The 24898-nt window shown below is 60.5% G+C and carries 17 protein-coding genes; 4 read left to right on the top strand and 13 right to left on the bottom strand.

All coding sequences use genetic code 11. The features are described 5' to 3' along the window. Positions 1–15: 15 nt before the first annotated feature. The 10 genes from JWZ97_RS03215 to JWZ97_RS03170 form a co-directional block, all read right to left on the bottom strand. Complete coding sequence (locus JWZ97_RS03215) at positions 16–735, bottom strand: DUF3313 domain-containing protein (RefSeq protein ID WP_205433346.1); 720 nt, start codon at positions 733–735, stop codon at positions 16–18. Positions 736–840: 105 nt separating this feature from the next. Then, entirely contained in the window at positions 841–1236 is a 396-nt protein-coding gene (locus JWZ97_RS03210; RefSeq protein ID WP_205433345.1) for a response regulator transcription factor, read from the bottom strand. A 113-nt stretch (positions 1237–1349) separates the two neighbouring features. Further along, the gene (locus JWZ97_RS03205; RefSeq protein ID WP_205433344.1) at positions 1350–1994 is read right to left on the bottom strand and encodes a response regulator transcription factor; all 645 of its coding nucleotides are present in this window, start codon (positions 1992–1994) and stop codon (positions 1350–1352) included. Then, positions 1991–3454 (bottom strand): sensor histidine kinase, encoded by a 1464-nt coding sequence (locus tag JWZ97_RS03200; protein WP_205433343.1) that lies wholly within the window; start codon positions 3452–3454, stop codon positions 1991–1993. Before JWZ97_RS03200 ends, JWZ97_RS03205 begins: the two co-directional genes overlap by 4 nt. A gap of 158 nt (positions 3455–3612) precedes the next feature. Further along, a complete protein-coding gene (locus JWZ97_RS03195; RefSeq protein ID WP_205433342.1) occupies positions 3613–5325 on the bottom strand; it encodes a mechanosensitive ion channel family protein in 1713 nt (570 codons plus the stop codon). A gap of 77 nt (positions 5326–5402) precedes the next feature. Further along, a complete protein-coding gene (locus JWZ97_RS03190) occupies positions 5403–6473 on the bottom strand; it encodes a hypothetical protein (RefSeq protein WP_205433341.1) in 1071 nt (356 codons plus the stop codon). A gap of 154 nt (positions 6474–6627) precedes the next feature. Then, on the bottom strand, positions 6628–8724 hold the full coding sequence (gene pta, locus JWZ97_RS03185) for a phosphate acetyltransferase (protein ID WP_205433340.1): 2097 nt from the start codon (positions 8722–8724) through the stop codon (positions 6628–6630). Between the two features lie 56 nt (positions 8725–8780). Beyond that, complete coding sequence (locus tag JWZ97_RS03180) at positions 8781–10199, bottom strand: DUF2252 domain-containing protein (RefSeq protein WP_205433339.1); 1419 nt, start codon at positions 10197–10199, stop codon at positions 8781–8783. A 162-nt stretch (positions 10200–10361) separates the two neighbouring features. Beyond that, positions 10362–12710: a fatty acid cis/trans isomerase gene (locus JWZ97_RS03175; RefSeq protein ID WP_205433338.1), complete on the bottom strand. Its 2349-nt coding sequence runs from the start codon at positions 12708–12710 to the stop codon at positions 10362–10364. Between the two features lie 220 nt (positions 12711–12930). Continuing rightward, entirely contained in the window at positions 12931–14163 is a 1233-nt protein-coding gene (locus JWZ97_RS03170) for an acetate/propionate family kinase (protein ID WP_205433337.1), read from the bottom strand. A gap of 160 nt (positions 14164–14323) precedes the next feature. Between JWZ97_RS03170 and JWZ97_RS03165 the strand changes: the two genes are divergently transcribed. Further along, entirely contained in the window at positions 14324–17716 is a 3393-nt protein-coding gene (locus JWZ97_RS03165) for a GH36-type glycosyl hydrolase domain-containing protein (protein WP_205433336.1), read from the top strand. Positions 17717–17934: 218 nt separating this feature from the next. On the opposite strand, the gene JWZ97_RS03160 is transcribed toward JWZ97_RS03165, so the two are convergent. Together JWZ97_RS03160 and JWZ97_RS03155 are read right to left on the bottom strand one after the other, a co-directional pair. After that, positions 17935–18420, bottom strand: a complete 486-nt coding sequence (locus JWZ97_RS03160) for a hypothetical protein (RefSeq protein ID WP_205433335.1) — start codon at positions 18418–18420, stop codon at positions 17935–17937. After that, a complete protein-coding gene (locus JWZ97_RS03155; protein ID WP_205433334.1) occupies positions 18413–18643 on the bottom strand; it encodes a helix-turn-helix domain-containing protein in 231 nt (76 codons plus the stop codon). Before JWZ97_RS03155 ends, JWZ97_RS03160 begins: the two co-directional genes overlap by 8 nt. A gap of 87 nt (positions 18644–18730) precedes the next feature. On the opposite strand from JWZ97_RS03155, the gene JWZ97_RS03150 reads away from it, so the two are divergent. Next, positions 18731–19756 (top strand): site-specific DNA-methyltransferase, encoded by a 1026-nt coding sequence (locus tag JWZ97_RS03150; protein WP_205433333.1) that lies wholly within the window; start codon positions 18731–18733, stop codon positions 19754–19756. Between the two features lie 177 nt (positions 19757–19933). Here JWZ97_RS03150 and JWZ97_RS03145 read toward each other — a convergent pair whose 3' ends face one another. Beyond that, positions 19934–23017 carry a discoidin domain-containing protein gene (locus tag JWZ97_RS03145; RefSeq protein ID WP_205433332.1) on the bottom strand — a complete coding sequence of 1028 codons (3084 nt, stop codon included), beginning with the start codon at positions 23015–23017 and terminating at the stop codon, positions 19934–19936. Positions 23018–23260: 243 nt separating this feature from the next. Here JWZ97_RS03145 and JWZ97_RS03140 point away from each other — a divergent pair, with 243 nt between their 5' ends. Both JWZ97_RS03140 and JWZ97_RS03135 read left to right on the top strand, forming a co-directional pair. Continuing rightward, a complete protein-coding gene (locus JWZ97_RS03140; protein ID WP_205433331.1) occupies positions 23261–23836 on the top strand; it encodes a DUF4136 domain-containing protein in 576 nt (191 codons plus the stop codon). 89 nt (positions 23837–23925) lie between these two features. Next, on the top strand, positions 23926–24717 hold the full coding sequence (locus tag JWZ97_RS03135; RefSeq protein ID WP_205433330.1) for a DUF3313 family protein: 792 nt from the start codon (positions 23926–23928) through the stop codon (positions 24715–24717). Positions 24718–24898 lie beyond the last annotated feature (181 nt).

Here is a 24898-nt window from a genome sequence, read left to right as displayed (position 1 = left end):
TGTGCGCGCCTATCGTCACGGTCTCTCCGTCCCGGAAGTCCAGGCAGAGAGCTTGTTTGCCACTTGTTCACTCCAAAAATTCATGGCGTTCTCCACATCGCCCCACTGCCACTGGAAACCGGTGGTGAAACTTCCTCCGCCCAGGCGCTTATCCACACCCGCGGCGAGCACCTGGCCGCTCACGGAATCGGTTATCTTCCCCTCAACCTGCGCGCCGCCGACGAAGGGGAAGGTGCCGGTGGCCAGATACTTGAGATTGCTGAGCATGTGCGCCTGGGGAACGATCATCGAAATACTGCGCAGGACCGGCGTGGCCGATTCCGCGTCGGTGAGGGCCACCGTCAGCGTCAAGACCCCGGGTCCCGGCTGATCGACGACCTGGAGCTTCTTGCCGACCTGTTCCCGCAGGGTTTGCTGGAAGTAGTTCACCAGCGTCTGCTGGTCCGACTGGGGAATCTTGGCCTCTTCGCCTCCCCAAAAGGTCACCGGAGCGATGAGCACCTTGTGGTACTGGCTCCACTTGGCCGCCGGGTTGACGTAGCGCAGAGCCATCTGCTCGTCAGTGCCCGTCGTGAGCATCCCGCAATATTTGCCGATCAGCCCGCAATTGAGCTCCACCTGCTTGACCGGGGCTTTCTGGACCGTCGTGCATCCACTCAGGAGCAGCAGCCCTAGCAAAACGAAACCGATGAATTTGTTTGCAAGCCATGGTTGGCTGATACGCTGTTTGTTCATTGATTTTCTCCTCTGGGTTTGGCCAGTGATATTTCCCCGCCTAGCGGTGTCATGGCGTTTGATCTGAGGAACGCTGACGATCGCTGGAAAAATTACTCCTGGCGGTTATCGCCGTTCGGTCTTGGAATCCCCTGCCCCCACGGCGAGCCGGATGGCCTGCAGCAACTCCTCGTCGGTGAAGGGCTTGCGCAGGAATCCCGCCGCGCCGGCTTGTTCCAGGCGCTGCGCCGCATCGGGATCATCGAACGCCGTGATGAAGATGACCGGCAGGCGGATGCCGCTGGCATGGAGCCGCGCCTGCACGTCGAAGCCGGTCATTCCCGGCATGTGGACATCCAGAATCACGCAATCCGGCCGCCCCCCCGCGAGCGCATCGATGAACTCGGCGCCTGAACCGAAGCACTGGACCTCGAGTCCGGCGGATCTCAGCAACCGGCCGACCGCCTTGCGTACCGGCAGTTCGTCGTCGACGATGGCAGCTAGGACTTTTGAGGATTCCATGGGCCGAACACCCTAACCAAGGCGATCGGCACGGTCTATTGGACTTTGGTCCAATGCGCTGGAATGCCCGGGAGGGATGAATGCGCACCGCGAAACAGCCGTGCGGCGCTCGATCAGGCGTCGGACAGCGCGGTAAAGGGGCTGGGAGCGTGGCCGGCGAGTTCGGCCAGCCGCACAAGCTCTGCGAGAGAATGCGCCTGCATCTTTTGCATGACCCGGGCGCGGTGGACTTTGATGGTCTTTTCGACGGTACCGAGTTCGGCGGCGATTTGCTTGTTGAGTTTCCCGGCCACCACGTGCTCAAGCACTTCGAGTTCGCGCGGCGTGAGCGAGGCAATGCGGCATAGGGTCAGGGCTCGTTCATGGCGGCTGAGCCTGGCCGCGGCATCGCGTTCGAGCGCTTCCCGTATGGTCGCGAACAGCACCTCGTCGGCCACCGGCTTGGTGAGAAAATCCACCGCGCCGCCCTTCATCGCCCGAACGCTGGCCGGGATGTCGCCGTGACCGGTGAGGAACACGATAGGCAGGCCGGCGCCGGTATCGCCGATCCACCGCTGCAGGTCCAGGCCGCTCATGCCCGGCATGGCGAGGTCCAGCAGCAGGCAACCGGCTTGTTCGGCATCGTATGAGTTCAGAAACGCTTCGGCACTTGCGTAGGCTGCGACGCGGTAACCGGCTGATTTCAGCAGGCGCTCCAGGGCCTTGAGCAGCGCCGGGTCGTCGTCGACCAGGAAGACGGTGGGCTCCGCGGGCGTCATCGGCCGATACTCTCCATGACCGGCAGGCTGACGCGGAACGTCGCTCCGCGATCCGCATTGTTGGTGAACGTGATCCAACCCCCATGCGCTTCGATGATGGAGCGGCAAATGGCGAGACCCATGCCGATACCGCACGACTTGGTGGTGAAGAACGGTTCGAATAGACGATCTGCCACGCTGGAATCGAGGCCCTTGCCCGCATCGACCACCTCGACCATGACTTCCCCGCCGTCGCCCCGCCCGGTGCGCACCATGAGCCGCCGGTCGTCCGGATGGTTCTCGGCCATGGACTCGCAGGCGTTGACGATGAGGTTGAGCAACACCTGCTGCAACTGCACACGGTCGGCCGAGACGGCCGGCAAGCCCTTCGCCAGCTCCTCGAAGAGCAGCACATGGCGGGTCAGAAGATCGCTGTGCATGAGCTTCAGGACTACGCCTGCGACCTCGCTCATATCCAGGGGCTGGCGCTGCAACTCGCCGCGGTTGAACAGCGAGCGCAGCCGACGAATGACCTCGACGGCCCTTTGATCCTCCTCGACGATGTCCTTGAATATGTCGCGGATTTCCTCCAGATCGACGGGTTCCTGCCTCAGTAACCGCTGCGCGGCCTGGGCGTTGGAGAGTATCGATGCCAGGGGCTGATTCAGTTCGTGGGCAAGGGACCCGGAGAGTTGTCCCAGGAGTCCCACGCGGGCCATGCGCACCAGCTCGTTACGGTGCTGCTCGGCCTCGAGCTCCGCGGACTTGCGGTCAGTGACATCGATGGAGACCCAGGCGATAGCGCCCGGCCGTCCAGCAGTGACGGACTCCACCTGCCCGTGCACCGAAACCCAGCGCACTTCGCCCTCGTGCGGGACCACCCGGTACTGCACCGAGAATTCGCGGCCATCGGCCAGGGCATTTTCGACGGCTTTTCGCGTGGTTTTACGGTCCGCGGGATGCACGCTGCGCAGAAACCGCTCGAAATCGATCGTCTCGGACTCCGTTATGCCGTACAGGGCGCGCGCCTGGGGACTGGCCCAGATGTCATCGCGGGCGATGTCCCACAGCCACATGCCCACGCCCATGGCGTTCGCGGCCAGACTCATGCGTTTCTCGCTCTCCAGCAGTTCGGCGCGGGTTTGCCTGCGCCGCCGACGCTCGACGAGGAGCGCGGCGATCAACACCGCCTGCACCACCATCACCGCAACTATGGCGATGATCCATCCGCGGTAGGTTTCCCAAAAACTCGGCTCTTTGCGGCGCGACAAAGGGTCGGACTCGATCGCGGTGGAACGGAGGTTTTCGTCGAAGATCGATCTGGCCGGCGACAGGTCGCTCTCGCCGTAGCCCATGAGCCCGGTCCGGAGCGGTCCGGCGGCCGCGGGCAGTGCCATACCCAGAAGGAGCAGCCCACCTGCCAGGGCCAACTTGCTACTCTCGGCGAGGCTGAACCGCTTAGCCTCCGCCGGTTTACTCACCCATGCCCCTAGCTTTGCGATAACCGTGCGCATATCACCCCGCCGCGAGCGTCTTGTTGTTTTCTATTGGCGAAAAGGTTCCGAACCAGGTCACGGACTATCTGTCCGAGCATTGCGTACTTCACCATTCCTGAGCTTGGCTCAGCGCGGCGGGGTGGCTAGCGCTCGGAAGAAAGCCGCTCTTCAGCGCCTTTGCTCGGTGCCGGCGCCGCGTACCACTGTGCCTTAGGCACCACCTTGAGCTGTTCGGGGTCGCTCACGTAGGCGGGCGTCATGATCTGCACCTCGTATTCGTTGAACACATCCAGGATGTTGCGATGGAGCGCGGTGTAGAGCGCCATCATCGCAGACGCGTCGTCGCAATGGACGTTGAGCTCGTAGTTGACCGCGAAGTCGCCGAGCGACTTTTGCAGGATGTAGGGGCGGGGCTCCTTCAGCAGGCCCGGCGTACGGTCCGCGGCCATGAGCAGCATGGCTTCCACCTGCCGCCAGGGCACTTCGTAGCCTATGCCCACCACGGTGTGCAGGACCAAGCCCTGCGCGTGGGCGAGCGAGCTGTAGTTGATGACCTGGCTGTTGAGTATCAACGAATTGGGAACGATGATTTCCTCGTTCTTGAGGGAGCGCAGATGCGTCACCTGCAGCCGCATTTCGATCACATCGCCGATCATGTCGTTGATACTCACCCGGTCGCCGAGCGTGAAGGCGCGCCGGTAGATCAAGGCGTAACCGGCTATCGTGTTTGCAATGACCGAGGACGAGCCCAGCGAGAACACCACGCCCAGAAACAGCGATACGCCTTTGAATGCGGCCGATTCCGAACCGGGAATGTAGGGATAGGCCACCACCAGGGCGAACGCGATGACGGCTATACGAAGTATCTTGTAGGTCGGCCACGCCCATTGAGGCTCGAACCCGGAAATTGATACCAATCGGCGTGCAACGCCGTCAAAGAAGAAGCGCGTCAGCTTCAGTCCGTAGCGGACGAGAATGATCAGGACGGCGAGGAAAGCCAGGTCGGGAATGTCGGCGACGATGCCGCGCACGATAGCTGCCAGCGGGTCGACCACCGTGGCCAGCAAGCCTTCGGCCAACTCGTGCGTCCAGGGAAACAAGGACAGGACGAAGTGCAGGTAGACCAGGCCGACGGCCAGAATGGCCAGGCCGCGCCCCGCACCCAACGCGCCGCTCAGCGCAGCCCAGACACGCTCGGCGCGCACGATCTCAAAGGATTGCACACCCAGGCCCTGGATATGTTTACGCCATCGTCGCTCCATGAGCGCATCGAGTCTGCGCGCCAGCCAGACCAGGAGGACCAGGGCGAGCGCCAGCACGACCGTGGCAAGCAAGGCGTAAAGTCCGTTTTTCAGCAAGACTTCGGGACTGCGGGCTCGACGGTAGTCCTCGATCGCTTTGCCGATTCGCCGTGCCAGGGCCCCTGCGAGTACCTGCCGCCTGACGCCCTCGATCTTGGCGTCCGCATCGATGACGCTCACGATGAGTCTATCCCCCGCCATGATCTCGGTCATGACGTCGGACTCCACGGTCCTGAGCATCTCGGCGCCGACCTCGGGATCCCGCGCGATGTTCTCGATACGCTCGCTGATATTACCGGCCCGTTCAGCGGCGGGGAGTGCCGATATGCCGCGCACCCGGAATAGGACGCTGCCGTCCAGTTTCACCGCAGCGGTGTCGAATGCGGCTTCCGGGCTCGCGGAATCGGACATGCCCGCGCCATCCTTGGCCGCCAGGCAAGCGGGCGCAGCCACGGCCAGAGCCCACCACAGCAGACCGATGATCAGGTGGCGGGAAAAGTTGGCCCAGTCCGGTTCGCCGCCGTAGATTTTGGGAGCCGATCTGCCGGAATTCATGGTTCATCCCCTCAGTCATGCGGTGGTGTTCTTTGCAACGCCGGTTGCCGTCACAGTTGAGCCGGGCGATGTCGGCTTCAACCCGTCGGTATCGTCACCACCGGGGCGGGCGTCTTATCGCCCGTTTCGACTAGGGTGAAGACGAACATCAGGAAGGAGAATCCACGCTTGGAATTTATGTCGCGGTCATCCAGCCAGTACCAATGATCCCGATAGGGGACTGCGATGAAGGCATTGCCGGGTTTATCGGGCGAGTTGTGGATACGCAGCAAGGGGACCAGCGGTTTACCCGCATGGTTCTCGGCCGGCAGCGTCTGATTGACGCGATTTTCAGCGACATGTTTGGCGGGTACTTCGATGTAGGAAGCCAGGTCGACGAGTATGTCCAGGATGGAACGACTCAGTATGGCGATCTCCTGATCATCCTTGGCGACCGACCCATACACCACGCGCAACTCCTTGGCCGCCGGGTTCAACCCCAGCAGGTGCCGGATTTCCTGCGTGGCGACCCTGGCCTCCTCATCCGCTTCCCCGCGGATGATCAGCAAAGATGCCGTCCGCTGGTCGATCTTGTCGAGACGCAAGCCGATGGCGTTACTCATCTGCTGTTGCCTCAGCAATTCGATCAACCGATAAAACCGGGGATCGGCCAATCTCGCTCGCGACTGGCCGCCATAGCGGTTTTGCAGCCCGTTGACCGAGTGTACGGTGAGACGAAACACCAGGTCAGCCGGATACCCGGCCTGGATCAGCGAAATGATCGCGGAAGGCGGCACCGGGGTCATCAGGCTGCGGGCGAAGCGCTCGCCGATCAGCGGACTGTAGGTGATGGTCGGCCTTTCCGAGTAGGTGCCCTGGCCGCCCAGAACTTGCGCCGGAAGCGTGGTGGGATTGGCGTACCAGGAACCGCTCAGGCTCAAGGAGCCCTGCAGCTGATACTGGGTGATGATGGAGGCTACATCCAGAAACACGGGCGCATCGCCGTAGCGAAGCTTCACGATGTTCAGCAGCATCTCGTCTTTCCAGGAGTCCGAAAGTGCGGCCGTATAGTCGAAACGGTCACGCGAGACCGAACCGGGCCCCAGGCCTGAACATCCGCTTAGCGCCAACAACAGCAACGCACCCAGGAAAAAAAGGATATTCCACATCGACTAGCCCTGTTTTTATGAGCAGCCCCGCCGCCGAAGGAAAGACGGGGGCGTCCTATCGTTCGCGGGAAACACCGTCCCGCCGGTAGCCATCATATGACGCCTATAAAGTCCCAGGAAAACCACGCCCGCGCAAGGGTCGACGGGACGACGTTCAAGGAACCGACAAGCTTTGCGCCTGGATCGCCGTGATCGCCACGGTGCTCACGATGTCGGTGACGCTGCAGCCCCGACTCAAATCATTCACCGGCTTGTTCAAACCCTGCAGCACCGGTCCGACGGCCACCGCGTTGGCCGCTCGCTGCACCGCCTTGTAGGTATTGTTACCCGTGTTCAGATCGGGAAAGATGAAAACCGTGGCCTGTCCAGCGACCTCGCTGCCGGGCAGCTTGGTCTTCGCCACCCCCGCATCCACGGCGGCATCGTATTGGATCGGCCCGTCGATTTTAAGGTCGGGGCGACGCGTCCTGGCGATCCTGGTCGCCTCCCGCACCTTATCCACCTCGACGCCTTTGCCGGATTCGCCGGTGGAATAGCTGAGCATCGCAACGAGCGGCTGGATGCCGAACAGGGCGGCCGTATCGGCGGAACTGACGGCGATATCCGCCAGCTGCTCCGGATCGGGGTCCGGATTGACGGCGCAGTCCCCGAACACCAGCACGCGGTCGGCCAGACAGATGAAAAATACGCTCGATACGATCGAACAGTCCGGCCGGGTCTTGATGATTTCCAAGGCCGGACGGATGGTGTGCTGGGTCGTATGGGCGGAACCCGACACCATGCCGTCCGCCTCGCCGAACTGGACCATCATGGTGCCGAAATAACTGACGTCGGCCATGAGGTCGACAGCCATCTGGGATGAAATTCCCTTGTGCTTGCGCAGTTCGTAATAGGCATCGGCGTATTCTTGCCGGCGCTCCGACGCCAGTGGATCTATCACCTTCACCCCCGGCAGGGTGATGCCGAGCTTGGCCGCTTTTTCGTTTATTTCCACGGCGTTGCCCAGCAAGGTGATATCCACCACATCGCGCATGCGGAGGATTTCCGCGGCGCGCAGGATACGTTCCTCGTCGCCCTCGGGCAGAACGATGTGGCGCCGCTCGGATCGGGCCCGCTGTATGATCTCGTACTCGAATACGAGCGGGGTGACCTTGGCGGGGCGACCGACCGACAACCGGCTCCTGATTTCGACCGCATTCACGTGGGCTTCGACGACACCGAGGGCCGCGGCGATCTTTCGGGGGTTGGAGGGCGAAAGCACGCCTTGCAGGGCACTCACTTGGAGGGCCGTGGTGTACGTATCCGTAGGCACCAGGATCACGGGCACCGGGGACGCCCGCAACCCGCCGATCAAGCGTTCCACCTGGGGCGCCGGTCGCAGCCCCCCGGTCAGGATGATGCCGGCGATGTGCGGGTAGCTATTCGACGCATCGGCGAGCAGGCTGCCGAGTATGATGTCGGAGCGGTCGCCCGGAACGATGATCAGGCTTCCCTCCTCGATGTGATCCAGATAGTGCGGCAGTTCCATGGCGGCGACCTTGAAGCTCCTGGCCTCGCGGGTGTAACTGTCATCGTCTCCGCTCAACCGTATGGCGCCGAGGGCCTGGGTAATCTCATCCACCGTGGGCAGACTGAGCACCGGCAGTTCGGGCAACACATAAACGGGAATGTCCACGGGCAGCTGACGCTTCAGCTCCACCGATAAGACCTCCAGAATTTCGGGCGACACCCGGTTGACCCACAGGGAGAGCAGATCACAGCCTCGTTCCCGCAACGAATCGATGATGGCCAGGCCGGCATCGACGAGTTTGGGCAGGTCCCGACCCAGGCCGTTGACGACGGGCAGTACGCTGCAGCCGAGATTGTTTGCCACCCTGGCATTGAAGTCGAATTCGAGCGGCGTGACCGGTCCGGTAAAGTCGGAGCCGGCGCAGACGATGATGTCGCACTCTTTTTCCAGGGCCTTGTATTTCTCCATGATGCGCTTGAGCAAGTCCTCCTCGCGGTCCTGCGCCAGCAATGCACGCGCGGTCTCATAGGTGCAGCCGTACATGCGCTCAGCGGGAATGGCCAGGTTGTATCGCTGGCTGACGAGTCGGGCGATGTTATCGGGCTGCTTGTCGTCGCCGATGATGGGACGAAAAAAGCCGATCCTGCCCATTTTTCCCGCGAGCATATCGACGATGCCAAAGACCACCACAGACTTGCCGCTGCGCGGCTCCGTACCGGCTATGTAGAGGCCTTTGGCCATTTCGGTGCTCCGTCCGACGGATTACGCTAGCTACGATCGCAGCCGACCGCCGAGGCTCACAAATTCTCCTCGATCAAGGCTTCGATGCGGCCCGACCGCTCCGCCGCCACCAGTGCCGCATGGTCCCGCGCGGTCTGGTCCGCGTAAGCCAAGGCAAAGTCTCCGATGGCCTGGTCGAAGACATCCGACTTGCCCAGATAGCCGCTGATGGTCGCCGCATCCCCCGATTTGGCGTGGGCGCGGGCCAGGGTCCAGCCGCATAATCCGGCGTACCGTTTCAGTTGCTTGGCCGAAATTTCTTCGATCGGAATGGAAAGTTTCATGTCCCGTATCTGGCGCCCGAAGAAATCGTAGCCGCGCCGGCCCCGGCACCAGCCCAGGAAGATGTCGCTGGAGGACTGCATCAGCCTTTGTCCGACGACCACCCGCTGGCCGTGATTCTTGTAAGCGCTCTTGCCTGCGTAGGGTTCGAGCACCGAGGGGCAGGCCTCCTTGAATTGCAGGAGCAGGGGATGATTTTCCGCCGAGAAAAACAACAGAACCAAACAGCGCGTTCCCACGCTGCCGATGCCGACCACTTTTACGGCACTGTCTGCCAGCCGATAGCGATCGAACAGGACGCGGCGCTCGTCGGGCAGGGATAGGCGATAGGCTTCCAGGGCCTCGAGAACTCTTTCTTCATGGTCCTCGTCGGCGACATGAAAAAGCACCGGCGGTTGATCGATCAAACGAGGGTGCCCGCCGACCGAGGTGGCAATCTTGGGGAAGAGGTGGTCGCCGATCCGTACACGGGCCTTTTCGGCCATCTCTTCCCGGTATTTTTTGACCTTGGCGTCAGGCGCCAGGGCAATGAGGGTTTCGGCGTCCAGGCGGTCATACCAGACTTCCAGAGGGCTCAGCTTCGAATAATCCCGCAGCTTCTCCCGGTAAGCGCCCGCACACGCAACGGCGGCGTCCCTGGCTTCCTCATCGGGGAGTTGGTTATCGCGCCCGGCCACCGCGAAACTGGCCGCCAGGCGTTTGACATCCCACTCCCAGGGTGCGGGCAGGGTTTCGTCGAAGTCGTTGATGTCGAACACCAGATTGCGTTCGGGGGTGGCAAACAAGCCGAAGTTGAGCAGATGGCAGTCCCCGCAGGCCTGCACGCGTACACCGGTGTTTGGGGTGGAGGACAAGTCATAGGCCATCAACCCAGCCGAGCCGCGCAAAAAGGTGAATGGGCTGCGCAGCATGCGCCCATAGCGGATGGGCACCAGCTCCGGCATGCGATCCTTGTTGGAATCTATCAGAACGTCGATGGGGTCGCGTCGGGCGGGTGGGGGTTTCCAACCGGCGTGGCTCTGACGCGGCACCTTGTCGCGCAAGCTCTTGCCGGCAACCAGACGTTCTTCGCGCGAGCGGAAGACCGGGGCTTGATCCTGGGCGGTGTTCCCGCCGGCAGTCGATCTCTTGGTATTTTTCTTGGTTGTATTCATGGGTTCGTACCTTACGGGAATGGTCCTAAATACAAACGAGAGAATAGTCCACCAGGGTCATTCGCGGCCTCATTCGTGCCTATCAAATTCGCCATCGCCAAACGCGAAATTTTGCCGAGTGAGGACGCTCATTGCGCCCTGCCCCTCTCACATGCCGCGACCCTAGCGGTTTTCCAGGCGGTTGTAATCGAACAGCGCGGCTTCGACCGGTTCCGCCTGCCGAAAGGCCTCGTACACGGCGTCGCTGTGAGCCCAAAAGCGCGGATCGGTACGGCGTATGGCAAAGCGTTCCGCGAGCGCCGCGTAGTCCTGGTCCGAACGGATATTGCCGGCGAGCTTCACGAAGGCCGCCAGCCGATGGCTGGGCACGCGGTAAAGAGCGTTGGGATAGGCGCCGATAAAGCCTCGAGCCACCAGGAGAGTATCCTCGTCCGGCAGGAGCCGCTTGTCCTCCGACAACAGCTCGGAGACATTGCTGTGGGCGCTGTTGCGGATCAGGGTGTAATTGCGATCGCGGCCATCCGCGCCGCGCACGGTCAGGAAACTGGATTCCGGAAAATGGGAAACCGCCCTGCCCCGCAATGCGGCAAGTTTATTGAGCAGGGCAAAACTCGTGTCGTCCGGTCCCTCTGCGCTCAGGTCGTAACGATGATCCAGCACGGGCGCCATATAGCCTTTCCACTGGCCATACAATTCGGTCAGGGAATCGCCGGTTTGGTAGTGAACGCCCGTATTCCCTGCGAAATAGGTTTTGCTGCCGTTCAAATACGCCTTCACATCGTCGCTCGCTCCCCGATACCACTGGTCGCGGACGGCGTTGCGGTCGTCTTTGGGCAACAGGGAGAGGAAATTCATTTCGCCTTCCATGCGCAGAAAATCCATGTAAAGGCGGGCCTCCAATTGATGCGCGGTGTTACCGTAGACGTCGAAGCCGGCCACCAGCAGATAGTGAATGCGCTCCAGCAAGGCATAACCGATGACGAGGGCGGTTTGTGGCCGGTCGCCGACCAGACCCTGCACCACGCTGGCGCTGTCGAAATGGCGGAATACCGTTAGGGCCGCGTTGCGATTGACTCCGTCCCCATCCCACAACATGGACAGCCTGGGACCGTCGTCGCCTCGGAAGCGCTGGTTCAAGAGCTCGGATTTGCGATGCAAATAATCGGTTTCTTCGCGCGAGTACGACAGCCATTTGATCAGGCGCGCGTTGCTTGCCTGTTCGACCGGCAAGTTGACGTTTCTCAATACGCTGGCCAGAAAGTCCGCGTTTTCGTTGAACAGCGGGACATCGGGATGGACGAAGGCGATCCAGAAATGGTCGGTGACGACGTTGAGCGCCACCTGGCCGCGGCAAACGGGCCCCTTGATGAAGCCCATGACGGTGAACTGAGCTTCGTCCAACATCAGCCGATAGCGGGCGTTCACCGGCAGTTGTTCGAAGGCGATGAATGGATTCGCCGCGATCTTGGGATCATAGGACGGCAGCGAAGTCACGGCGTAGGGTTCGTCCAGGAACCAGCCCTTGATGCGGGCCATACGCGCCGCATTGAGGGCGTAGGGCATGTGGGTCTTCGCAACCAGCGTGGAGGCGTGCGGACGCAAGCGGTAATAGACCCGCGCCGCGCCGGGATCATCGAAAGGACGGCGCGTAGCGATGAGATCGATGGGCTGCCCCGGCGGTGTCCGGGAGCGGACCAGTTCGAAGTAGTCGCCGAGGGGTAGATCGTCGAAATAGAGATGCGCCAGGAACCAATGCTCATAGATATACCGGCTCATCAATTGCGTCTTGAGATCCGCTCCGTTGAGCAAGGCCTCCCACTCGGCGACATGCGCGTTCTGCTCGGGCGTGAGCGCAGGCGCGGGAGACGCGGGAGCGCCCGCCTCCAGCCATTGCATCACGGTTTGATGTTCCTGCCCGGTCAGAGGCGGAAGACCGTAGGGCATGCCCCATTCCGGATGCTCCGACTCGAAGCGGTCGATTTCCTCGATGGCCGTACACTGCTGCTCGCGGTCGAGGGAAAAATCATAGCGCTCCTGCGGTAGCAGGCCACTATATGGAAAGTCCAGGCGGCGCTTGAGAGTCAGCAGGCGCGCCAACACGCCCACCTCGCGGTTGGCTTCGGGCGTTTGCCTGCGCTCGTTGAGCACCGGATGAAAACCTCGGTCACGCCATTCGGCGTTGGTCCGCGCATCCAGGAAAATGCGCGTCGGTTCCACCGCCAGCAGGCGCAAGGCATCGTATACCTTGTCCTTGTGGCCGCCGCGGGTTATGCCCTCGTAACTGCCGAGCTGCAACTGGCAGGGCGCGTCGTAGCAGGCATGGCAAACCACGCAGCGATTGTCGAGGATGGGTTTGACATCGCGCCGGTAATCCACCGCCGCGGCGAGGCGCTGTAGGCGATCGAAGCGCTCGGAATTGGCCGGGCCGTAGCGCTGGTCCCATTGATAGCGGCCGTATGTGGCGCAACCCGCCACTAGGACTACGAGGACAAGCGCGAGGAGCATACGCATCGGCTATCTCCGGGGTGACGGCGTGCGGGACATCGTTTGCATGCGATCGCCACGACACGCATTGGGGCAAAAAGTCCCTCCACACATGAGCCTGGACGGGATTTTCACGGAATGGAATCTTTCCCATACCGCTAAAACCTAGTTCACCAACCAGCGAGTCGAAGGGAGGCCGCCCTACTATCTGGGAGCCGCATCTTCAGTCCGGGCAGGAGGATAAAATCTAAACGGGGGCTTGCACCCTGGCCAGCGTTTCGCGGGCGATCTGCAACTCCTCGTTGGTCCGTATCGCCAACAGGCGTACGGCGGCGCCCGATCGCCCGATATCCCTGACCGCTTCCGCTCCCTCGCTCCCGGCGTTGGCGGTTTCATCGATCACTATCCCCAGCCTATCCAGGCCGCTACAGACGAGACTGCGCACGGCGGAGGCGTTTTCCCCCACGCCACCCGTGAATATCACGGCATCGACCTTGCCCAGGGCTGCGTAGTAGGCGCCCAAGTATTTCTTGATACGGTAGCCGTAAAGATCCAGGGCCAGCTTGGCGGCTTCGTCGCCGGACTCCGCGTTCAACAACACCTCGCGCAAATCGTTGGTTCCCGCCAGGGCTTTCAATCCGGCGTCGTGGTTCAAGGCGTGGTCGACCCCTTCCACGCTCAGATTCCCGACCCTTTGCATGTGCAAGGGAACCGCGGCGTCGAGATCGCCGCAGCGGGTCCCCATCACCAAGCCTTCGAGCGGCGTGAATCCCATGGAGGTATCGATACATTTCCCCCCCGCGATTGCCGCGGCGCTGGCGCCATTGCCCAGATGCAGGGTGATGAGATTGAGCTGGTCCAGGGGGCAGTTCAGGTAGCGGGCCGCCTGATCCGCGACATAGCGATGGGAACTGCCGTGAAAACCATAACGCCGTATCCGGTGCCGGTGGTACCAGTCCTGCGGCACCGCGTAACGGTAGGCCCAGGGCGGCATGGTCTGGTGAAAGGCCGTGTCGAAGACGGCCACTTGCGGTATTTGGGGAAAGCTTTCGCGGCAGACTTCGATGCCGAGCAGATTCGCCGGGTTATGCAGTGGTGCGAGAGGGATCAGGTCACGGATGGCCTCGATCACCTCAGAATCGACGAGGGCGGGGCGGGTGAACGTTACGCCGCCATGCACCACGCGATGACCGATGGCCGACAAGCGGGCGCCGTCGGTGAGCACGCCGGAAACACGCATGATTTCCGCTATGTGGCCGAATGCCTCGCGATGGTCGCGGGCCCTCACCTCGCGCGCGACTTCGACCAGTTCGCCGTTTTCGTTGCGCGACCGATGGCGGAGCCGGCTGTCGCCCTCGCCGATGCGTTCCAGCAGCCCTCCCGCCAGCAGACGCCCTTCGTCCATGAGCAGCAATTGGTACTTGATGGACGAGCTGCCGCAATTGATGACCAGCACATCGGCATTTTCCCGCACGCTCATGGTTTACACCCCCAACCTGAATCCTCGCCAGCCTGTGCGCCAGGCCGGATTTGCCCTTATGATGCCCGATCCCAGGCCGGGCGCGGACACGGAATCCGGCTACATTAGGGTCTATCTGCCCGGAACAGATCGGCCTTCGAACCCCATCCAGGAGACAGAGATGAGCGATCAGACGTCACGCCCCCTTGCCTTTCCGGTTCGCCTCGAAAGTCCGTCGGGTTTGACCGCACAGGTCAATTCGAACGGATCGGTACGCCGCATCGACCACCACGATATCATCCTCAACCTGTTTCCGGCCAACGAACTGGAAGGCGGACCCGCGAATATTTATCTGCGGCGCCTGGATGGACCGGTTCAGACCGTTCCGCTGCTGGGGCCGCGCAGCCCCGCGGTGGTTCGGATCGATGCACAAGGCCGTTTGCTCGCCTCCGGCGTATGGCTGGGGCTGCGCTTCGAGGCCGCGCTGGTGCTGGCGGAATCGGCCCCCGCCTGGTTCTGGCATGTATCGGTGGAAAACACCGGCGACCGAGCGGTCACCGTGGATTTGATCCATACCCAGGATCTGGCGCTGGCCCATTACGGCGCGGTACGCCTCAACGAATACTATGTGAGCCAGTATCTGGATCACACCCCGCTCCGGCACCCGAGCCGGGGCATCGTGCTGGCCACCCGGCAGAATCTGTCCATGGGCGGCCGCTATCCCTGGTGCGTCATCGGCTCGCTGCGGCAAGGCGTCAGCTTCGCCACCGACGCCCTGCAGTTTCACGGCCTGGCGACTCGTGCCGGCGAACTGCCCATCGGCCTGCGCGACGGACTTCCCGGCGCACGCCAGCAACACGAACACGCGCTGGCGGCCATACAGAATGCCCCGCTCAGGCTAGCACCGGGCGAGCGCCAGAGCGGCGGCTTCTTCGGTTATTTCGACCCGGATCATGTGCAGGCGAGTTCGGAGGCCGACCTGGCTTGCGTCGATCGCGCCTTGGCCCTGCCCGAATCAAACCCGCCCGATTTCGAACCGGCCGGTACGGCCATTTCGCCCGCCGCCCATCTGTTCGCCACGGCCCCGCTGCTGACCGCGGAGGAACTGGCGGAAAACGAAATTTCCGCGCTTTTCGGCGAGGCACGGCGGGAGGAAGAGCGCGACGACGGCGAGCTGCTGTCCTTCTTCACCGGCCGGCACACCCACGTGGTGCTCAAGTCCAAGGAGTTGCGGGTGCTAAGGCCACACGGCCACCTGTTGCGCAGCGGCGCCGCACTCACCCCCGATGAAGCCGCCTTGACCTCCACCACCTGGATGGCCGGCGTATTCCACTCCATGGTGACCCAGGGGCATGTCAGCATCAACCGCTTCCTGTCGACCACGCACTCCTATCTAAGCCTGTTCCGCACACACGGCCAGCGGGTTTTCGTGGAACTGGCCGGGGGCTGGCATCTCCTCGATGTTCCCTCCGCCTACGAGATGAGCCCGTCCGGCTGTCGCTGGATCTACCGCCATGCCGAAGGCCTGCTCGAAGTGCGCAGCGACGCGGCCACCGAGAAACACGAACTGGCACTGACAATCCGGGTGCTGGCCGGTCGGCCGGTGCGTTTCCTGATTTCCCACCATGTGGCCATCAACGGCGACGATGGGATCGATGCGGTTCCGGTTCATTTCCAGTCGGACGATGCGGGCGTTTCGGTTTACCCGGTATCCGAGTGCGACGTGGGCCGGCGCTTTCCGAATGGCAGCTTCCGCATCGAGCCTCTGGCCGGCACGACCCTGGAGCGGGTCGGCGGGGACGAATGCTTGTATGCCGACGGACGCTCCCGTTCGCAGCCTTTCTTCTGCCTCATAACCGAGCCCAACGAGTCGGTCGGCTTCCGCCTCACCGGCCGTTTGATCGCCACGAATGTTCCGGAGGCAGGCGGTCCGGATGCGGAGGCCTACTGGACGCAGATGACGGCTGGGCTGCGCCTGACTCCGCCGGCAGCGGGGCCCTATGTCCAAGCCGCTTCAAGGCTGGGCGAGATTCTGCCCTGGTACGTTCATAACGCTCTCATCCATTACCTCGCGCCGCGCGGCCTGGAGCAATATTCCGGCGGCGGCTGGGGCACCCGCGACGTCGCTCAGGGACCGGTCGAACTGCTGCTGGCCCTGGGAAAGTACGAACCCGTCCGCGACCTGCTGCTGCGCCTCTACCGCAACCAGAATGCCGACGGCGACTGGCCTCAGTGGTTCATGTTCTTCGAGCGGGAGCGCAACATCCGGCCCGGCGACTCGCACGGCGACATCGTTTTCTGGCCGGTGCTGGCGCTGGCGCAGTACCTCATTTACAGCGAGGACGCAGCCCTGCTGGACGAGCCGCTGAGCTTCTTCCATCCCGAGGGCGAAGAGCAGGCCGAGCGGGCGACGCTGTGGCAGCATATCGAGCGGGCCTTGCAAGTCATCGCTAAGCGGAGAATCGCGGGTACGCATTTGGCGGCCTACGGACACGGCGACTGGAACGACTCGCTGCAGCCGGTGGACCCCGCCATGCGCGAGAACCTGTGCAGCGCCTGGACCGTCACCCTGCATTATCAGACATTCACCGCCTTGGCTTCCGCCTTGCGGCGGTTGGGACAAAACGACCGGGCAGCGGCTCTGGAGTCCGAGGCGGCCGAGGTGCTGGCGGACTTCCAAAGACTGTTGCTGGTCCACGACGTACTCACCGGATTCGCGTATTTTCACGGCGACGGCCGCATCGCTTACCTGGTCCACCCGCGCGACCGCGACACCGGCCTTTCCTACAGCCTGCTGCCCATAATCCATGCGATCAGCAACGGCATGCTGACGCCTGAGCAGGCGCAGAAGCACCTGCGCGTCATCGAAGCCCATCTGCTTGGCCCAGACGGTGCCCGGCTGTTCGATCGCCCGCTGGAATACCGCGGCGGATTGCAGCGTTATTTCCAGCGCGGAGAGAGCAGCAGTTACTTCGGGCGGGAAATCGGTCTGATGTACACCCATGCCCATCTGCGCTATGCCGAAGCCCTGGCCTACTACGGCGATGCCGAGGGATTTTTCCGCGCGCTGTGCCAAGCCAATCCCGTCGCCATCCGCGAACTCGTTCCCAGCGCCGCCGCGCGACAGGCCAATTGCTACTACTCCAGCTCCGATGCCGCCTACACCGACCGCTATCAAGCCTACACGGAATACGACCGGGCCATTAAGGGCGAAATCCCCCTGGAAGGCGGCTGGCGTGTCTACTCCAGCGGCGCCGGCATCGCTGTCAGCCTGATACTGCGCACTTTCCTCGGCTTGCGGCAGGAGTCGACACGTCTGGTGATCGACCCCGTCATACCCAAAGACTTGGACGGGCTACAGGCCGAGCTGACGCTTTGGGAACATTCCTTCGAAGTCAGTTACCGGGTTGGCGAACGGGGCTGCGGCGTCACGGCCGTTCGACTCAACGGCGTCGATCTGCCCTTCGCCCGCCATTCCAATCCGTACCGCACCGGAGCTGCCGCCGTGTCCATGGCAGAAGTGCGCAAGCACCTGAAGGAAAGCGAAAACCGGCTTGTGGTGGAGTTGGAATAGGGTGGAGCGAGAAGCTTGTTCAACCTTGAACCGTGATTGGTACGAGGCAGGGTGACACCGGGACATCTAATAATTGACATGAGATGTATAAGAAAAGCCAAATATCACCCCCATAAAAATAGCGCATTCGTGTAACTTCAATGTCTCATGGAATATCATCTGTCTTATACCCCAGAAGTGGTGTTTTATAAGGCACCATTTAGGGTGTCTACTTCACGCTAGGCTTTGTAAATAACCTTCCCGTTTTCCAAAACATATCTAAGAGGGATTTTAGGGTTGTTTATGTCTTTGCCGCCATCATTATGCCATTTCTCTTCCCACCTGGAATAATATGACTCTAAGTCACTCGGTGTAAGTTGATGGATAGACAACAGTTTTATGCCTTCGTAAACAGCAAATATCCAGTCAACTTGCCGATACTTCCCAATGATGATTGGGTTCATATGGTGGTGAGTAGAAAAACTTTTAGTCAAAAGTGTATTGACTGACTTTAGCTCGTATTCATTCCCTTGAGCATCTTTTGCATCATTGCCCTCTCTGCCTGGCAATACTTCAAGCCCAGTTAGCAGTAGAACTTGTAGCAACTTACCGCCATTATCTTGAAAAATATCATTTATTCCGTGTTTCTCTGCCAGCTCTTGAAGTTTCAACACATGAGGGTAAATTTCATTGAACAATTTTATATCTGGGTGGCATTTACTCATCGTTTAGCAATTCTTTGATATTAATTTTCAGGGCACTTGCTAAACGCTCAATATTATCAATTGAAATATTTCTTTCGCCTCGCTCTACTGAACCAACGTAAGTTCTGTGTAGCCCGGCCATATCAGCAAGTTCTTCTTGGGATAGCCGATTTTTGCTCCGAAATTCCTTGAGGTTTCGAGCAAAAATCATTCTGGCATTATGGGTAGTATTCTTTGTCTGCATTGCGCTATAATTCATCAAATGATGACTATGCGTCTACAGACTATAAGTAGCGACCAACACAACTACAAACACAACTACAGAAGCCAAATGAAAAACTTACCTAAACTTTCTTCTTCACCTGCATACACCACTGATTGGGGTAGCGCATACTGCGGTGACTCATTAGATTTACTGTCTCAACTCCCTGATGACAGTATTAACTTGGTCATGACAAGCCCACCCTTTGCTTTATTGCGCAAGAAGGAATATGGCAACAAAGAACAGCATGAGTATATAGAATGGTTATCTGAATTTGCTAAATTAGTATTAAAAAAACTTACTCCAGATGGTAGTTTTGTACTTGATCTTGGCGGTGCTTACCAAAAAGGAGTCCCTGCTAGAAGCCTTTATAACTTTAGAATACCTATTCATTTTTGTGATGATTTAGGATTTTATTTATCTGAAGATTTTTATTGGTTTAATCCATCTAAGTTACCTAGCCCAATCGAGTGGGTTAATAAACGAAAAATTAGAGCCAAAGATTCTGTCAATACGGTATGGTGGTTTAGTAAGTCAGAATTCCCTAAAGCCGATGTTACCAAGGTATTAACCGAGTACAGCGATAGGATGAAAAAACTACTTGAAGACCCTGATAAATTCTATGACCCTAAAAAAAGACCGTCAGGACACGATATAGGAAAAGGATTTGGGAAAAATAATAGTGGAGCCATCCCGTCTAATTTGCTTCAAATACCAAATTCAGAATCGAATGGAGCCTATATGTCAGGATGCAAGGAAATCGGCATAAAGAGTCACCCTGCCAGATTTCCCGCAAAACTTCCGGAGTTTTTTATTAAATTTCTAACTGACCCTGAAGATATTGTTGTCGATATATTTTCTGGATCAAATACAACGGGATTTGTGGCTGAAACAGAGCGAAGAAACTGGTTTGCATTTGATATGGAAATAGAGTATATCGCCGCATCTGCATTTAGATTTCTTGATAAAGGGTGTGGTGCTGATGAACTATCCGAGGTTTACAATTTTATTAAACAAGGGCGCTCTGTCGATATAACAAAATACAGAAGACAGATGTGCATCTTTAGGGAAGAACAGGCCGAATACATTGCATAATTTGGTGTCTGCCTAACTTAATGCTCCAGCCGACTTCGCTAACGTTACGCGGCTGAGCTTTACGTTGAGGGTGTAGAAAAACACTCAGCCCGGAAAATAGTGGAGCATGGAGCCAGGTCTCACATTCCAACAAAGGGTAGGTTGGGGTAGCGGTCGGAACCTCACCTACAGCACTTTTCAGAAAGAGATCACGGCTTCGGCCGGACATTGCCGGATGCGGAAGCCGTCCTCCCTGCTGTCGACATGGAACGCCTCGCCGTTTACCTCCACCTGCTGAATCGGCCTTGGCAGCGGCGGCAGCACCACGATGCCGCCGAGGGGCGGCGTCAGTTCGCCGGATAGTTTCAGGCGCAAGCGGCCATCGGCTTGGTATTGCAAGGAATAGGACAGCTTGCCGTACCAGGTCGGCAGGTTTTCCACCGCGACTTCACCGCCATCCGCAAGCCACTCTTCGGAAACACCTGCCGCGATCACCAGGGACTCATCCGCTTCGCGCTCGTAAGCGAACAGGCTGCGGACGGACAGGATGTATTCGCCGCTGATCCAGGTGTGCGGCAGGTCGCCGATGAAGCTGGGGCCGTCGGGATCGCGCCAGGAGATTTCCGGCCATTGGTTCCAGGGTTTGATGCGCCGGTCGGCCAGCAGAAAGTCCAGCAGTTCCAGGGCGTCGGTGCGGCGTCCCAGGCGTATCAGGGCGCCTACGATGCGGATTTCATAGGCGCTGTAGTTGTTCCAGGCTACCTTGCCGGAGGCCCGTTCACGGAAGCCGGTCAGATAGCGGTCGAAAGTCCGGTTTATGGCCGCTTGGGGCAGGCGGTGAGCTTCGTCCACCGGCGTCAAGGCGATGGCGGTGGCGGCGGGATCGAAATCGGCGAATTCCACCGAACCGGGGACGAAATCGATGTCCCGTTCGGCGATGACGCGGTCCAGGGACAAATACAAATGGCGGCAGAATTCCTCGCGCCGGGCTGCCAGGCGCGCCGCCTCCTCGCCGTATCCCAGCGCCTCGGCCATCGTCACGGCATCCTTGAGGCCCCGCAACGCCCAGAAATCGTCCCAATAGGCGTGTACCGGATGCGCCATATAGCCTTCGTGGCTCATGGATTCGGGCAACAGTCCGTAACAGGCGAGTCTTTCCGCTTGTCGGTAGTCGTCGGTCAAGCGGCGGCGGCGCAGCGCTTCCATGTAGTCCAACGTTTTGCCCACCGCCGGCCACATTTCGGCAAGGAAGTCCCGGTCGCCGCTGAAACGCCAGTATTCCGCAATGCCGTAAACGAACTGGCCGTAGGCGTCGAACTCGGGCAGCCATTCGGTTTCTTCCGGGTCCATGCAATCGGGGAAGTTGCCGTCCTCGGTCTGGAAGCCCGCGTACCAGCGCATGAAATCCCGCAGCGCTTCGGCGCAGCCGACCCGCGCCAGGGCGGCGCCCATCAGCACTCCGTCGCGTATCCAGGCGCGGGAGTAACGCCGGGGCCCAGGATGCAGGGCCGGACCGTCCCGGTTGATCAGGATATGGGCGGCGGCGGTGCGCAGGGTATCGGTGAGATGCCGGAACCGGGGCGGTAGCCGGATATCGAAGGTACCCAGCTGGGTTTTCCATAGTTCGACGGCCCGCGCATAGGCGTCGGCCCCGGTGAGCGCGCTCAGACTTTCTATCGGTACCTCGGCCGCGTTGCCGAAGGGGATGGCAATATAGACCTCGTCGTGACTGGCGCCGGGTATCTGCAGATCGAAACGCAGGGCGGCGGAGCCGTAACCGAATTCATCCTGCAACTCGGCGTGCGATGGCAACTCACCCCGCCCCAGAAATTCCGTGACCGCGCCTTCGGCGAAGGCCGCCGCGCCGTATCCCTGCGGTGGCCTGAGGGGGGTGACAGCCTTGGTCGCATCGACCCACACGATACCGTCGCGATAATCGATATGCCTGACCGGCGTCATGCCGCCGAAGCTTCGCCAATGCTGCCAGGTCGGCGTGACCTGAAATGGGCGGATGGCGGCATACAGGCTGACCGGGCGCGCTTCGGCGGATCGGTTGTCGATGCGGTAACGGATGAACAGCACCGGCCGTCCGGCGTAATCGGCGGCGAAGGCGGTCGTCGTCAGCCGCCAGTCGTCGGTCAGCCATGCCGAAGAAGGAATCGGCAAATAGCCGGCTTCCAGCGTCTGGGTCCGCTCGGCGTCCGCCCAGCTGATCAGCCGGCCATCCGCGTAAAGGAAGGGCTCGATGGAAAAACGTCCCTTGTCCACCTCCACCAGGCCTTCTTCGTTGATCAAGGCTTGCGTGCCGCCGCTACCGGTGCCGACCGGTGTCCAATAGGTCTGACGGCCGGAGAAATATTTGGGATAAAAACCGGTAGGCCACTCGTGGGCAATGCCTTCGAAGAAACCGTTGAGGTCACGGGCAAATTCGAAAGGCTTGATCTCCACCTGGCGGATGCCGAATTCCGAGTCGCCTATGCCGCGTTTGAGTTGCAAGCGGACGTAGCGGCAGATCGTTCCGGGCAGGTAAACATAACTGCGCTCGCCGGCTCCCTGGGTGGTGCTGTAGGCGCTTTGCCAGCTTAGGTCGTCCGGGGAAGTCTCGACAGCGAATTCCCGTGCTCGCCGTTGCTCATCCCAATGGATCACCAATGCACCGAATTGCCGCTCCTGCTGGAAGTCTAGAGTCAGCCAGGCGGGATCGACGGTGGCGCTGCGCCAGACGGCGGCGTCGGGCGCCAGGACATTGCACGGCGCGCAATCCTCCGCCGAGGCTGAAGCCGAAACGAGAGGTGTCGCCCGGTAGGTATCGTCGCGAAACTGCAGCTCGGCGAAGCTGACCGAACCGGCGCCGCCCGGACCGGCCGCAAACACCAGCTCGATGGCCGCGATCTTGCGGGCGGGACCGCCGCCGAGCGGGCCCCAGGCGAAGTCGATCTGACTGTTGCGGATGCGCACGGTCTGCCAATCCGGCGGCAAGGGGAACGCCTCCACCCGATAGCGCCAGACGTTCTGGCCGGAGGCGTCCACCAGCTTGAACTCGAAGATGTTGGCGGGAGCGTCGCCCTTTATCTGGAAAGCGAAGGAATAACTCTCCGGCAAATCCAGCGGAAAGAGCTTGCGGGCGACCACGAAGCCTCCACCACCGCGAAAATCGAATTCGATCCGCATGGCGGACCCGGCAGGGCCGGTATCCGGTGACAGACGGGCCTGGACTTGCCCTGAACTGATGGCTGTCCAACCCGACAAATCACCGAATGCGTCGAGGATTTCGCCTTGCATGTCAGTTCTCCCGGTTAGTGGCGATAAGCGCCTGATGGATGTCTACTGCTAGGCCGTGATACTAGTCTACCGGGCGAAATTAGCCGTGTCCCTTATCGATGGCTTTCTTCGACCGGCCGAGCCGGATCGCCCGGGTGATCCGGCTCTTGCAGCGCGCGCATGCGAAACTAAAAAAAACGTGGCGCGCGGGCGGTCATCGGGTTTACAGTGCGCCACGGGTTACAAAAAGGAGGAGGAATAACCATGTTTACGTTCCTGCAACGAAGCGCGCTTTTCGTCTCCTGTCTTTTCCTCGCGGCCTGCTCCATGGTGACGGTCACTACCGACTACGACCACTCAGCCTCGTTCGCCAAATACCATACCTACACCCTGACCCCCTTGGCCCAGGAAGTGCCGCTTTCACCATCGAGTGAGACCGCCCTGCGCGAGTCATTGCGCGCTCATCTCGCCGCGCGCGGCCTGACCGAGGTCGAGGAAGGGGCCGACTTGCACATCGTCCGGCATGTTTCAGCCCAGGAAAAAATCGCGATTTCGCAATCGCCCGGCTGGGGGCCTTACGGCGGCGTACCATACCGGTACGGACGCTATGGCATGTGGGCCGGCGCCACTTACACGGACGTCTCTCAATATACCGAGGGTACGCTGATACTCGATTTCGTCGACGCCAAGACACAAAAGCTGGTGTTTCGCGGGATCGGCAAGGGCACCATCGGCGATCCCGAAACCAATGCCAAACGCATCAGGGAAGCCGTGGAAAAAATCGTCCAGAGTTATCCCGGCAGTTATGCCGCCGGTTATCCCGGCGCTCCCCATCCCTGATTCCCCATCGTCCCAGAGCCCCCGATCCGGAAGGGGGCTCTGGGCTGGCTGCTGCATCGGATGCTTTCGGTCAAACGAGGCGTACTGACATGAACAAGCCATACAACTTCACCGGCGCCACAGTCCTGACGGTATCCGCTGCCTTGTCGTTGCTGGGTCTCGCAGGATGTTCGGGAGTCCGCACGACCACCAACGAAGCCAAGGCCGTGGCGGTCCAACCGGCACCGGATGCCGGTTTTATCGAGCATCCCGAGCGGCAGACCCAGCGGGTCGATCTTCCGTTCCAGAAGGTTTGGATCAAGTCCGGATTCGATAAATCTCCTTATCGTTACCTGGTCGTCGCTCCCGTGAATACCCAGTACATGATGGAAATGGACTGGCTGCACAGCCTGGGCTCGGCCAACGTGGTCAGCGATGTGCAGAACGACATCGAGGAACTTGCACGTTACTTCCATCATCAAGTCATCACCGAGTTCAAAAACGACCCCCATCATCGCTTCACGATACTTTACGGGCCTCCCGCCAAACCACAACCGACCTTGAGACTGGAATTGGCATTGATCCAGATCGACCCGTCCCAGCCGGTATTGCACGCACTGGGATGGCTCACACCGGGGGGCGGCACGGCGGCAGGCGTCGTCAATCAGCGCCGGGCCGCGTTCGAAGGCCGTCTGCGCGATCTGAACACCGGCGAGGTGGTGGCCACGTTCGCCGATCGCGACATGCAGGACGCCGGGCCGCTCGACCTGACCCGTCTGACCTGGTACGGCCCCGCCAAAGGGATACTCGAACGCTGGGCCAAACAATTCGTGCAGGTCGCCAACCGCAAACCCGGCGAGGTGGTGACGGACCCGACGCCGTTTACTCTCCGTCCATTCTAGGTCCCGACCCGATCGCGCCGGAGGTGGGGCTGCATAACCTAACGGCACGAATCGATAGAACGTGGAAGAGCACTGTGTGCTCCCTGCGCGAACTTCCCCCGCACGGCCGCCTGCGGGTGCGCCAACGGATACCTGGGACAAGCGCGCATAACCCAGCCAAGAGCCGGCCCGAGTGCCGAGC

It is taken from the genome of Methylococcus sp. EFPC2, assembly GCF_016925495.1.
Classification (GTDB): domain Bacteria; phylum Pseudomonadota; class Gammaproteobacteria; order Methylococcales; family Methylococcaceae; genus EFPC2.
Note: the sequence above shows the minus strand (reverse complement) of the source record. Positions and strands in the feature narration are given on the sequence as shown.

Bases quoted from the DNA above. Each gene is read 5' to 3' on its own strand.
- JWZ97_RS03140 (WP_205433331.1), top strand. From the start codon at position 23,261: ATGTTTACGTTCCTGCAACGAAGCGCGCTTTTCGTCTCCTGTCTTTTC.
- JWZ97_RS03165 (WP_205433336.1), top strand. From the start codon at position 14,324: ATGAGCGATCAGACGTCACGCCCCCTTGCCTTTCCGGTTCGCCTCGAA.
- JWZ97_RS03190 (WP_205433341.1), bottom strand. From the start codon at position 6,473: ATGTGGAATATCCTTTTTTTCCTGGGTGCGTTGCTGTTGTTGGCGCTA.
- JWZ97_RS03145 (WP_205433332.1), bottom strand. From the start codon at position 23,017: ATGCAAGGCGAAATCCTCGACGCATTCGGTGATTTGTCGGGTTGGACA.
- JWZ97_RS03205 (WP_205433344.1), bottom strand. From the start codon at position 1,994: ATGACGCCCGCGGAGCCCACCGTCTTCCTGGTCGACGACGACCCGGCG.
- JWZ97_RS03135 (WP_205433330.1), top strand. From the start codon at position 23,926: ATGAACAAGCCATACAACTTCACCGGCGCCACAGTCCTGACGGTATCC.
- JWZ97_RS03180 (WP_205433339.1), bottom strand. From the start codon at position 10,199: ATGAATACAACCAAGAAAAATACCAAGAGATCGACTGCCGGCGGGAAC.
- JWZ97_RS03175 (WP_205433338.1), bottom strand. From the start codon at position 12,710: ATGCGTATGCTCCTCGCGCTTGTCCTCGTAGTCCTAGTGGCGGGTTGC.
- JWZ97_RS03195 (WP_205433342.1), bottom strand. From the start codon at position 5,325: ATGAATTCCGGCAGATCGGCTCCCAAAATCTACGGCGGCGAACCGGAC.
- JWZ97_RS03155 (WP_205433334.1), bottom strand. From the start codon at position 18,643: ATGCAGACAAAGAATACTACCCATAATGCCAGAATGATTTTTGCTCGA.
- JWZ97_RS03215 (WP_205433346.1), bottom strand. From the start codon at position 735: ATGAACAAACAGCGTATCAGCCAACCATGGCTTGCAAACAAATTCATC.
- pta (WP_205433340.1), bottom strand. From the start codon at position 8,724: ATGGCCAAAGGCCTCTACATAGCCGGTACGGAGCCGCGCAGCGGCAAG.
- JWZ97_RS03160 (WP_205433335.1), bottom strand. From the start codon at position 18,420: ATGAGTAAATGCCACCCAGATATAAAATTGTTCAATGAAATTTACCCT.
- JWZ97_RS03170 (WP_205433337.1), bottom strand. From the start codon at position 14,163: ATGAGCGTGCGGGAAAATGCCGATGTGCTGGTCATCAATTGCGGCAGC.
- JWZ97_RS03210 (WP_205433345.1), bottom strand. From the start codon at position 1,236: ATGGAATCCTCAAAAGTCCTAGCTGCCATCGTCGACGACGAACTGCCG.
- JWZ97_RS03150 (WP_205433333.1), top strand. From the start codon at position 18,731: ATGAAAAACTTACCTAAACTTTCTTCTTCACCTGCATACACCACTGAT.